A 10,956-nucleotide genomic window follows, 5' to 3' on the forward strand; every position below is an offset into this window, starting at 1 on the left:
TTCTTGGCGATCATGCAGTGGATGCCCTTGTGGCCGTCGACCGTCTGGGTGACGTGCAGGTCGGCCTGCAGGCTGCACAGCATGTAGGCGTCGGCGGCCGACAGGCCGGTCTTGGCCGAGATCAGCCGGATCATGTCGCGCAGCGCTTCCTTGGCGGCGTCATCGAGGTCATGGTCGAAGCCATGGGTGATCCAGTGCGTCGCCGTCTCGGCGCGCGGATTGACGAGCTTCATGTCCTTGCGCACGGTGAAGCGGAAGGTGCCGGAGAGCGACGTTTCGAGCGCCGTCAGGTTGACCTCGCCGTCGCCCTGCACGCCATGGCCGTCACCGGTCGAGAACAGGCCGCCTTCGGCGAACACCGGCAGGTAGACCGTCGTGCCGACCTGGAAGTGCTTGTTGTCGATGTTGCCGCCGAAGGCGCGCGGCTCGACCGAACTGCACTGGCCCCATTCCGGCGGCGGCGCCACGCCCATGATGCCGAAGAACGGCTTGAGCTCGATCTCCAGCCCCCACGGCATGGTGCAGACGCCGCGGTTGGAATCGATCGGAATGTGGGTCAGGCGGTAGAACGGAAAATCCTCGGGCAGGGTGCCGGCATGCGGCCGCTGGGCGTTCCAGCCCCAGTTGGTGCGGAACTTGATGTCGAGCACCTCGACGGCCAACACATCGCCGCGCTCGGCGCCCTCTACATGGACCGGTCCGGTAAGGATGTGGCGGCCGAGGTGGGGCCTGAGCTTGGACACCACCTCGCGGTGCTCGGGCAGCACGTTGAATGGCTCGCCGGGCAGGATCTCGGGCGACCCGGACAGGCAATGGATGGTGGCGATGTCGCCCGACTTGATGCGCAGTGATGGCTTCAGCTGGCTGTCGAAGTAGCCCCAGTGGCAAGTCTCCGGCGAAGAATGCAACTCGTACGTGGCCATGACGATCCCCCTCCGCTCGGCATCAAGCACGGACCGTGCCCCGAAATCCACCGCCGATGCTATAGGCAGGGCATGAACTACCGCCATGGCTACCACGCCGGCAACTTCGCCGATGTCCTGAAGCATGTGGCGCTGTGCGAACTGCTGCGCCTGCTGACGGCCAAGGACAAGAGGCTGTTCGTGCTCGATACCCATGCCGGCGCCGGCGGCTACGATCTCGGCGGCGACCTGGCGCGGCGCACCGGCGAGGCCGAGGTTGGCATCCATCGTCTCGCCGCGGCGCCGCGCGCCGGCATGCCGGCGGCCGTGGCGCGCTACCTGGCGGCGGTCGCGGCCTACGATCGCAAGTTCGGGTCGGCTGCCGAGGGACCGCGTCGCTATCCGGGCTCGCCGCGCCTGGTGCGCGCGGCGCTGCGGCCGGGCGACCGTTTCGTGGCCTGCGAGCTGCATCCGGCCGAAGCCCTGGCCCTGAAGCGCGAGTTTGCCGGCGATCGCGCCGTCGAGGTGCGCCAGGCCGACGGCTACAAGGTGCTGAAGGCGCTGATGCCGCCGGTCGAGCGGCGCGGCCTGGTGCTGATCGATCCGCCGTTCGAGGTGCCGGACGAGTTCGAGCGCGTCCTGCGTGCCCTGCGCCAGGCGGTGCGTCGCTTCGCCACCGGCTGCTACGCGCTGTGGTATCCGATCAAGGACGCGGCGGCCGCGTCCTTCGTCGAGGCGTTGGCAGCCCTCGAGCCGTTGCGTCTCACCCTCGACCTGGGAGACGGCGAGGCGGGCAAGCTCTCGGCCTGCGGCCTCGCGGTGGTCAATCCGCCGTGGCGCTTCGACGAGGCCATGCGCGAGGCCCTGCCGTGGATCGCGGCCCGGCTGGGGCCCGGCGTCAGCGCGGCCGTCGAGGGCGGGCGGGCCGCTTCATAGGTGCTGGAACGGATCACTTCTTGTGGCCGTTTTTCTTGTGCTTCTTCTTGCCTTTATCGTTCCTGGATGCGCCATTGTGGGGCTCGCCCGGTGTCCAACCCCACATCTCGTGAGCCGCCTCGGCGATTGCCGGATCGAGTGGCAGCGGCTCGATGGCGACGCCTTTGCCGACCTGCCGGGCGACGATTCGCAGGCCTTCGAGCCGCGCCTGCTGCTTGTCGTCGGTGGCGATCACGTGCCATGGCGCATGGTCCGTGTCGGTCCGGTTCAGCATGTCGCGGTAGGCCTCGAGATATGCCTTGCGCTTGGCAATGTTGCGGAAGTCCTCGAGCCCGATCTTGTAGTGCTTATGCGGGTCGTTCAGCCGGTCGATCATGCGCCGCCGCTGCTCCTCGGCGCTGACATGGACCAGGAGCTTGACGATGTGCACGCCGTCGTCGGCCAACAGGCGCTCGAACTCGTTGATCTCGCGATAGGCGCGCTTCCACGCATCCTTGTCGCACAGCCCCTCGATGCGCTCCACCAGCACGCGGCCGTACCAGGTGCGGTCGAAGATCGCCCAGTTGCCCGAGGCCGGCAGCCGGTTCCAGAAGCGCCAGAGATAGTGGCGCCCCTGTTCCTCGGCCGTCGGCGCGCCGATCCGCCAGACATGCGTCGATTTGGGCTCGAGGCCCGCGACCAGGCGCTCGATCAGGCCGCCTTTGCCGGCGGCATCCCAGCCGTCGATGCCGATGATGACGCGTCCGCCTGCCCGCAAATGGATGGTCTGCAGGTCGAGCAGACGGTGCTGCAGCTCGTCCAGCTCGCGGTCGTAGCTCTCGTCGTCGATCGGACGGTCGACCAGCTCGATCTCGTCCAGGATCGGCCACTTGCTCATGCTTTCCTCCTATGACGATCGGGGCGGGTACGCCCCGATCGTCACGGCGTCGTGGTGCGCGCCGGCGTGCTGGATGTCTCCCGGATAAATGGTGCCAGCGCATGGACGGGGAGGCAACGCGCCTGGGAGATTGACAGCGCCAGCTGGCACGACGACTAATCCCGCGATGGCCGACGCCGAACCCACTATCCGCTTCACGACGCGCGGCGGACAGTCCGTGGTCGAGGTTGGCGGCGCCTGGACCGTGTTCAGCCTGCGCGGCTTCCGCCAGAAGGCATCAAAGGCCGTGAAGTCCGCCGGCGCCGGCAGAGCGGCCGCCCTGGTCGACGCCAGCGCCGTGCAACGCCTCGACACCGCCGGCGCCCTCGAGATCCTGCAGCTCGCCGGCGACGGCCCGAACGCCAGGGTCCAGGCCGCCGACAAGGCCCATGCCGACCTGTTCGAGGTGGTGCAGAAGAACATGTGCGCCGCGGCGCCGGAGCGTCGCGTCAACTGGTTCGCGCACTGGCTCGAGGAAGTCGGCCGCAATGTCGTCGAGATCTACCGGCAGCTCGTCAATCTGTGCGCCTTCTTCGGCGAGATCCTGGTGGTCTTCCTCGAGGCCTGCCTGCAGCCGCGCCGCTTCCGGGCGGGCGCCGTCGTCCGCCAGATGTACGAGGTCTGGGTCCGCGCCCTGGTGATCGTTGGCGTGCTGACCTTCCTGATCGGCGTGGTCATCGCCTACCAGGGCGTCCAGCAGCTGCGCCAGTTCGGCGCCGAAACCTTCACCGTGGAGGCCGTCGGCATCGGCATGTTCCGCGAGCTCGGCGTGCTCCTGACGGCGATCATCGTCGCGGGACGTTCGGGCAGCGCCTTCACCGCCCAGATCGGCACCATGCAGGTCAACCAGGAGGTCGACGCCATGCGCACGATCGGGCTCAACCCGATCGAATGGCTGGTCACGCCGCGCATCACGGCGCTGGTGATCTCGATGCCGCTGCTGACCTTCTGGGGCGACATGACGGGCGTACTGGGCGGCGCGGTTGCCTGCACGGTCTATCTCGATTTCACCTTCGTGCAGTTCTTCGACAGGCTGCGCGACACGGTCGGTCCCTGGCATTTCTACGTCGGCATGATCAAGGCGCCGGTGTTCGGGGCGGTCATCGCCATCGTCGGCTGCTTCGAGGGGCTGCAGGTGCACGGCAGCGCCGAAAGTGTCGGCCAGCTCACGACCAAATCGGTGGTCGAGGCGATCTTCTCGGTGATCGTGCTCGACGCCATCTTCTCGGTCATCTTCCTGCTGGCGAACGTGTGATGCCGGAGGCCGTCACCCAAGCCGAGAGACCGCGGGCGGCGGAAGGCGGCCAGATCGTCGACCACCGCGACGGCCGCGAGGTCGTGCTGCGCCTGCGCGGCGTGCGCACCCAGTTCGGCCCCAAGATCATCCACGATCATCTCGATTTCGACGTATTTCGTGGCGAGATTGTCGGCCTTGTCGGTGGATCGGGGAGCGGCAAATCGGTTCTGCTGCGCACCATCATTGGCCTCAACCAGGCAAGCCAGGGCACCATCGAGATGCTGGGCGTCGACACCCACACCCTGCACGGCGAGGCCCTGCGCCGGATGCAGGCGCGAACTGGCGTACAGTTCCAGGACGGTGCGCTCTTCTCCTCGCTCTCCGTGTCGGAGAACATCATCGTGCCGATCCGCGAGCATGCCGGCCTCGACGAGGAGCTGATGCGCGAGATCGCAGCACTCAAGATCGCTTTGGTCGGCCTGCCAGCCGATGCCTCGGACAAGCGGCCGTCCGAGCTTTCGGGCGGCATGCGCAAGCGCGCCAGCCTGGCGCGGGCGCTGGCCCTCGATCCGGAGCTGCTGTTTCTCGACGAGCCGACGGCCGGGCTGGATCCGATCGGCGCCGCCCACTACGACGAGCTGGTCAAGGGCCTGAGCCGCAGCCTCGGGCTGACCGTCCTGATGGTCACCCACGATCTCGACAGCCTGAATGCCATCTGCGATCGAATTGCCGTCCTGCTCGACAAGCGCGTGGTGGTGGGTACGATGCAGGAACTACTGACTTACGATCATCCCTGGGTGCGGGAGTATTTCCATGGGCCGCGCGGACGCGCGGCGGCCCGGCAGGAGTAGAGGCGGCGTCTCATGGATAGAAAATCGCCCTATGTGCTGGTCGGCGCGGCCATGATCCTGTTCATCGCCTCGATCGCGGGCTTCGTCATCTGGAAGCTGAGGGCGGGTGATCGGACGGCCTACGCCTACTACGACATCCTGTTCTCGGGCGAGGTCCAGGGCCTCACCAACGATTCGCCAGTGTTCTATCGCGGACTGCGGGTGGGGCGTGTCACCAATATCGCGCTGACCTCGCGGACCGACCTCCAGCGCGGCACCGGACGGCAGCGCACCGCCGAGAAGATCGAGGTGACCGTCGCCGTCGACTGGAACATCGACATCCGCGAACGTTCGTATGCTGTGTTCGAGAAGCCGTTCATCGCCGGCGCGCCCTACATCCAGATCGTCGGTCGCCTCGACGTCGACCAGATCAAGCCCAAGAAGAAGCTGGGCGAGAAGCCCTACCCGGAGATCCGCGAAGGCGCCTCCTTCCTGCAGGCGACGACGTCCTCGGCCCAGGAGCTGCTGGCCAAGGCGAATACGACGGTCGACAAGCTGAACGAGCTCCTGAGCCCCGACAACATCGCGATGGTCACCGAGACCCTGCACAGCGTCTCGACGGTGGCGGCGGGCATCGCCAAACAGGATTCGGCCATCCAGACGACGTTGTCGGAGCTGCCGGTCACCGTGGCCGAGCTGCGCAAGACCTTCGACAAGGTCAATGCGCTCACCGACTCGCTCGGCCAGATCGCGCTCGAGCTCGGCCCGCAGGACGAGGCGACCAAGAAGGCGCTGGCCGGCAAGGTGCCGGGCGAGATTCGCAAGACGTTCGACAAGATCAATACGCTCACCGACTCGCTCGGCCAGATCGTGCTCGAGCTCGGGCCGCAGGACGACGCCACCAAGAAGGCGCTGGCCGGCAAGACGCCCGGGGAGATACGCAAGGTGGTGGCCGAGGCGCGGGCCGCCTTTGCCAGCATCGATGCCGCCGCCGCTCAGCTCGGCAAGCTGGTCGCCGAGAACAAGGGGTCCATCAAGCAGTTCTCCGAGAGCGGGCTGACCGAGCTGTCGCTCACCATTCGCGAGCTCCGCCAACTCACCGCCAACTTGAACGTCATCGCTACCCGGCTCGAGCGCGACCCGGCCGGTTTCGTGTTCAGCGGCAAGCAGGGATACACGCCGAAATGATCTTCCGCCTGGCCGTCGCCGCGATGGCCACCGTTTCGCTTGCCGCCTGCCAGCTGATCGATGCCGCGACCGAGCCGACCGATCTCTACACGGTAACTCCCAAGAGCACCTTCGACCCGGGCCTGCCTGCGGTCTATTGGCAGCTCGCCGTCGAGGTGCCGGCCGCCGCCGCCAGCCTCAACACCGGTCGCATCGCGATCGCCATGACGCCGACTTCGATCGACTACTACGCCAAGGTGGCGTGGACCGACCGCGCTCCGCTGATGGTGCAGACCCGGATCGTCGATTCCTTTGAGGCGACCCGCAAGATCGTGGCGGTGTCGCGCGAATCGATCGAGCTGCGCGCCAACTACCTGCTGCAGCCCGACCTGCGCAACTTCGAGGCGATGTACTACTACGGGCCCCAGCCGATCGTCCGGGTGCGCATCATCGCCAAGCTGGTCCGCATGCCCGACCGCCAGATCATCGGCGTCGCCTCGTTCGAGCGCTGCGTGCGGGCGCGCGCCGACAAGGTCCCCAAGGTGATCGAAGCCTTTGACCAGGCGCTGGGCAGCGTCATGAAGCGACTGGTGTCGTGGACGCTGCGCACGCCGCCGCCGCGTCCACCCGGCGAATCGGCGGGCTACGACATCGAGCGCTATCGCAACCCGGCCAACGCCGTGAACGACAGCGAAGGCTGCCCGCGCGGCAACGACGCTTCCGGCGTCCCGCTGGCGGACGAGTGATCTTTTGCCTCCCCCGTCATCGGGGGAGGTGCCCCGTCATACGGGGCGGAGGGGGAAGCCACACTCGAGATGTCCTTGGCTCCGACGTCGGAATCCCATGGTCCTCGTCTGAGACCTTCCCCCCCGCCGCCCCCATCGGGGGCACCACCCCCCTAAGACGGGGGGGGGGGGGAGATGTGTCCACTCCGTAGCCGTAAGTCGGGGGAGGCGGGCCGCACGCTACTTCCCCACCATCGACCAGGCGAGGTCGGCCATGGCGCGGGCGCGGTTGCCGTACTTGGTGGCGGTCTCCGACGAGGCGTTGCCGTCGAGGCCACGCTTGTAGACGCCCTGCACGATGGCGGCGAGGCGGAACAGCGAAAAGGCGAGGTAGAAGCTCCACGACGGCACCTCGGCCCGCCCGGTGCGGCGCGCATAGGCGGCGAGGTACTCCTGCTCGGTCGGGATGCCGAATGCCCTGAGGTCGACCCCGGCATAGCCGCCGGAGGCGCCGAAGCCCTCGCCGAAATGATACATCATGCAATTGTAGCCGAGGTCGGCCAGCGGGTGGCCGAGCGTGCTGAGCTCCCAGTCGAGCACGGCGATGATGCGCGGCTCGGTCGGGTGCACGATGGTGTTGCCGAGGCGATAATCGCCGTGGTTGATGCGCGTCTCGTCGCCCGGCGGAATATTGGCCGGCAGCCAGGCCTTCAGGGCTTCCATCGAATCGATATGCTCTGTCCGCGCGAGATCGTACTGGCTCGACCAGCGGTTTATCTGGCGCTCGATATATTGGCCCTCGCGCCCGAAATCGCCGAGGCCGACGGCACGATAATCGACGTTGTGGATGCGGGCGAGCACGTCGTTCATTGAATCGAATATCTTGCCGCGGTCGGCGGGGGATATTCCCGGCATTTTCGGATCGCCGAGAATGCGGCCCGGCAGAAACTCCATGAGGTAAAAGTCGGTGCCGATCACCGATTGGTCACGGCAGAGCGCGTACGGCTTGGGCACCGGTACATTAGTATGATCGGCGAGGGCTTTGATGACCCGATACTCGCGATCGACCTGATGGGCCGACGGCAGCAGTTTGCCGGGAGGTTTCTTGCGCAGGACGTACATGCGGCCTGCGCCATCGGTGACGTGAAAGGTCGGATTGCTTTGCCCTCCCTCGAACTGGAGGACTCGAATGGCGCCGTGAAAGCCGTCGACATTGGCTTTCATGAAGCCGGCGAGCCGCTCCTCGTCGAAAACGTGGGCAGGACGAACGGGCGTTAGATTTTCTGGCAATTGAGACATTGGTGTGGCGTTAGTGTGACGTTAACCGGACGTTCGGTTCTAGCCGCAGCACGATGAAATATCGAGGGATGTTTGTCGATGCGTAGGCGTAGCGACTTGCAAGACGGTACATCCGCCGTCGAATCCGAACGAGGGAACAATGTCCATACTCCGCCATCTTCCTTATGCGGTTCTGTCGGCGGGCTTGCTCGCGGCAGGGGGCGCTTCCGCGCAGTCGATGTGGTCCATCGACCAGCGCGAAGACATCCAGCAGGAACGCATTGATCAGGGAAGGCGCAACGGCTCCCTGACTCACGGCGAATACCATCGCCTCGACCGGGCCCAGGATCGCATCGAGAACTACGAGCGAAGGGCGCGCGCCGACGGCGTCGTGACGCGGCACGAGCGTCAGCGGCTCGACAACATGCTCGACCGCCAGGGGCGCGAGATCTACCGCCAGACGCACGACAACCAGCGCGCCGATGGCCGGGGATGGGGCGACCGCGATGGCTGGCGGCACAGCGGCTGGGGCCACAACGACGGGCGCCGCGACGGGTGGGGTCACAACGATTGGCGGCGCGACGGCTGGGGTCACAATGACGGGCGGCGCGACAGCTGGAACAACGGCCGGCACGAGGGATGGACTCGGGGGCAGCACAATGGTTGGGACGGCAACCGGCCGCCGGGCATCGAGCGCCGCGACGCGCGCGCCGAGCATCGCATCGACCATGGCCGGCGCGACGGGTCGCTGACCTACGGCGAGGCCAATCGCCTGCAGCACCAGCAGAACCGGATCGATCGCTACGAAGGCCGCGCCCGAGCCGACGGCAACGTCTCGCCTTACGAGCGCAATCGGATCAACAACATGCAGAACCACCAGAGCCGGGGCATCTATAATGCTCGCCACAATGACCGCACGGCACCGTCACCGGGCAACCAGCCGGGCGCATCGCGCAATTGGGGAGGCTGGCAGCATCGGCCGCAACAGGCTAGCAACCCGCAGCCGCAAGGCTCGCGCAATTGGAATGGCGGATGGCAACGTCAACCCCAGGCGAGTGCCCCTGCCATGCAGCCGGGCGGCAATCGGAGCTGGGGCGGCAACAATGGCGGCTGGGGCATGCGCCAGGCGACTGCCCCTGCACCGGCACCGGCCATGCAGCCGTCGGGCGGCAACCGGAGCTGGGGCGGCAACAATGGCGGCTGGGGCATGCGCCAGGCGACTGCCCCTGCACCGGCACCGGCCATGCAGCCGTCGGGCGGCAACCGGAGCTGGGGCGGCAATAGCGGTGGCTGGGGCATGCGCCAGGCCAGTTCGCCGGCGCCGACCATGATGCGCTCCGGCGGCAGACGAGGTCGCTGATCCGTTCTGTCGGAGAGGTCGCTACTGCGATATCTCGAATGCGCAGCTCCCGGCAAAGCAGGGAGCGTCGCATCTTCACCTCCCCCGTCTTCGGGGGAGGTGCCCCGTCATACGGGGCGGAGGGGGGAAGGCCGCAGTCGAGTTCCTGAAGTTCCGACGTCGGAATCATCCAGATCTCGATTGGGGCCTTCCCTCCGGCCCTACGGGCCAACTCCCCCGATGACATTCGCATATGGCAGAAAATCCGTCATCCCGACCGGAGCCGAGCGTCGCGAGGCGTAGCGGAGGGACCTTTCTTGTTGCAACAGCAAGAACGGTCCCTCGACTGCGCCGGCCTTCGGGAAGCTCCGCTCGGGATGACGGAATTTTTCTGCCATATGCGAATGCCCTGGCCCGATGACAGCGGAGGGACACGAGAGATGTCCCTTCAGGAAGAGATCAGGAAACGGCATCGCCTTCGATTGGCGTCCGTCAGTTTACCAGTCGCTGCCTGTCGCCCCAGTAGGGCTTGCGCAGCTCGCGCTTCAGGATCTTGCCGGTCGGATTGCGCGGCAGCGCGTCGACGAAATCGACCGACTTGGGCAGCTTGTAGCCGGCGATGCGCTCGCGCGCCCAGGTTATCAGCGCACCCGCCGTGACCTCGACATCCGGCTTCTTCACCACGATGGCCTTCACCGCCTCGCCCCAGCGCTCGTCGGGCACGCCGATCACCGCGACGTCGGCGACAGCCGGGTGGCCGAACAGCGCGCTCTCAACCTCGGCAGGATAGATGTTCTCGCCGCCCGACACGATCATGTCCTTCACCCGGTCGTAGATGTAGAGGTAGCCCTTGTCGTCGAGATAGCCGGCGTCGCCGGTGAAGAACCAGTCGCCCTGGATGGCGCGCTCCGTTGCCTCGGGCAGGCGCCAGTAGCCGCCCATGATCTGGGGCGTGCGCACGGCGATCTCGCCGACCGCGCCCACCGGCATGTCGCGTCCATCCTCGCCGACGATCCGCAGCTCGACGCCCTTCTGGGCGTAGCCGCACGACAGCAGCTTGCGGGTGTCGCCGGGATCGTGGTCGTGCGGCGGCAGCAGCGTGATGCCGCCGGTCGTCTCGGTGAGCCCATAAACCTGTTGGAAGCCGCAGGGAAAAATCTCGAGTGCCTGGCGCAGCAGCTCGGCCGGGATCGGCGCCGCGCCATAGACGATCAGGCGCAGGCTCGACAGGTCGGTCTCGTGGATCTGCGGCGCCTGGACGAGGAACAGGATCATCGCCGGCACCAGGAGCATCACCTGGAGCCTCTCGCTCTCGACGATCCGCAGGATCTCGGCCGGCACGAACTCGCGAACCACGTGGTTGGTGGCGCCGGAGAACAGGCCGGCTACGCCCCAGCCGGCGCCGCCGATGTGGAACATCGGCAGGCAGACGAGGTTTGGGACACCGGGCCCGAGCAGCCAAGTCTCGGTCCACAAGGGCAGCATCCAGGCGAAGTTTGCGTTGGTGAGTTCCGCTCCCTTGGGGAGGCCGGTGGTGCCGCTGGTGTAGAATTGGACGGCCGTGTCGCCCGGTTTGACCGGAAGGCCAGGATCGATCGACGACTGGCGGTCGCGCCAGTCGTCGAA

At 66.7% G+C, this 10,956-nt stretch carries 10 protein-coding genes; 6 read left to right on the plus strand and 4 right to left on the minus strand.

Annotated elements, in window-relative coordinates; translation table 11 throughout:
* The coding region (locus AB7O82_RS26755) for an acetamidase/formamidase family protein (protein WP_428620567.1) at positions 1-923 on the minus strand (923 nt) is incomplete at its 3' end.
* 72 nt (positions 924-995) lie between these two features.
* Here AB7O82_RS26755 and AB7O82_RS26760 point away from each other — a divergent pair.
* Complete coding sequence (locus AB7O82_RS26760; protein ID WP_428551118.1) at positions 996-1,838, plus strand: 23S rRNA (adenine(2030)-N(6))-methyltransferase RlmJ; 843 nt, start codon at positions 996-998, stop codon at positions 1,836-1,838.
* Positions 1,839-1,851: 13 nt separating this feature from the next.
* Here the strand turns inward: AB7O82_RS26760 and AB7O82_RS26765 are convergent, their stop codons facing one another.
* Positions 1,852-2,715, minus strand: coding sequence for a polyphosphate kinase 2 family protein (locus tag AB7O82_RS26765; RefSeq protein WP_428620569.1), 864 nt, complete (start codon positions 2,713-2,715; stop codon positions 1,852-1,854).
* 166 nt (positions 2,716-2,881) lie between these two features.
* Between AB7O82_RS26765 and AB7O82_RS26770 the strand changes: the two genes are divergently transcribed.
* Genes AB7O82_RS26770 through AB7O82_RS26785 form a run of 4 tightly spaced genes read left to right on the plus strand, consistent with a single transcriptional unit; the run spans position 2,882 to position 6,734 of the window.
* Positions 2,882-4,009, plus strand: coding sequence for an MlaE family ABC transporter permease (locus AB7O82_RS26770; protein ID WP_428620570.1), 1,128 nt, complete (start codon positions 2,882-2,884; stop codon positions 4,007-4,009).
* Entirely contained in the window at positions 4,009-4,842 is an 834-nt protein-coding gene (locus AB7O82_RS26775) for an ABC transporter ATP-binding protein (RefSeq protein ID WP_428551112.1), read from the plus strand. Before AB7O82_RS26770 ends, AB7O82_RS26775 begins: the two co-directional genes overlap by 1 nt.
* A 12-nt stretch (positions 4,843-4,854) precedes the next feature.
* On the plus strand, positions 4,855-6,009 hold the full coding sequence (locus AB7O82_RS26780; RefSeq protein ID WP_428551109.1) for an MlaD family protein: 1,155 nt from the start codon (positions 4,855-4,857) through the stop codon (positions 6,007-6,009).
* The gene (locus tag AB7O82_RS26785; RefSeq protein ID WP_428620571.1) at positions 6,006-6,734 is read left to right on the plus strand and encodes an ABC-type transport auxiliary lipoprotein family protein; all 729 of its coding nucleotides are present in this window, start codon (positions 6,006-6,008) and stop codon (positions 6,732-6,734) included. Before AB7O82_RS26780 ends, AB7O82_RS26785 begins: the two co-directional genes overlap by 4 nt.
* A 219-nt stretch (positions 6,735-6,953) precedes the next feature.
* On the opposite strand, the gene AB7O82_RS26790 is transcribed toward AB7O82_RS26785, so the two are convergent.
* Positions 6,954-7,937, minus strand: a complete 984-nt coding sequence (locus AB7O82_RS26790) for a phosphotransferase (RefSeq protein ID WP_428542691.1) — start codon at positions 7,935-7,937, stop codon at positions 6,954-6,956.
* A 214-nt stretch (positions 7,938-8,151) separates the two neighbouring features.
* Between AB7O82_RS26790 and AB7O82_RS26795 the strand changes: the two genes are divergently transcribed.
* Positions 8,152-9,351: a hypothetical protein gene (locus AB7O82_RS26795; protein ID WP_428542688.1), complete on the plus strand. Its 1,200-nt coding sequence runs from the start codon at positions 8,152-8,154 to the stop codon at positions 9,349-9,351.
* Positions 9,352-9,822: 471 nt separating this feature from the next.
* Here AB7O82_RS26795 and AB7O82_RS26800 read toward each other — a convergent pair.
* The coding region (locus AB7O82_RS26800; protein ID WP_428620573.1) for an AMP-binding protein at positions 9,823-10,956 on the minus strand (1,134 nt) is incomplete at its 5' end.

Origin of the sequence: Reyranella sp., from assembly GCF_050185545.1 — a bacterium.
Taxonomy (GTDB): Bacteria; Pseudomonadota; Alphaproteobacteria; order Reyranellales; family Reyranellaceae; genus Reyranella.

Excerpts from the sequence above, each read along its gene's own strand:
- AB7O82_RS26780 (WP_428551109.1), top strand. The coding sequence starts at position 4,855 with ATGGATAGAAAATCGCCCTATGTGCTGGTCGGCGCGGCCATGATCCTG.
- AB7O82_RS26765 (WP_428620569.1), bottom strand. The coding sequence starts at position 2,715 with ATGAGCAAGTGGCCGATCCTGGACGAGATCGAGCTGGTCGACCGTCCG.
- AB7O82_RS26760 (WP_428551118.1), top strand. The coding sequence starts at position 996 with ATGAACTACCGCCATGGCTACCACGCCGGCAACTTCGCCGATGTCCTG.
- AB7O82_RS26785 (WP_428620571.1), top strand. The coding sequence starts at position 6,006 with ATGATCTTCCGCCTGGCCGTCGCCGCGATGGCCACCGTTTCGCTTGCC.
- AB7O82_RS26775 (WP_428551112.1), top strand. The coding sequence starts at position 4,009 with ATGCCGGAGGCCGTCACCCAAGCCGAGAGACCGCGGGCGGCGGAAGGC.
- AB7O82_RS26770 (WP_428620570.1), top strand. The coding sequence starts at position 2,882 with ATGGCCGACGCCGAACCCACTATCCGCTTCACGACGCGCGGCGGACAG.
- AB7O82_RS26790 (WP_428542691.1), bottom strand. The coding sequence starts at position 7,937 with ATGAAAGCCAATGTCGACGGCTTTCACGGCGCCATTCGAGTCCTCCAG.
- AB7O82_RS26795 (WP_428542688.1), top strand. The coding sequence starts at position 8,152 with ATGTCCATACTCCGCCATCTTCCTTATGCGGTTCTGTCGGCGGGCTTG.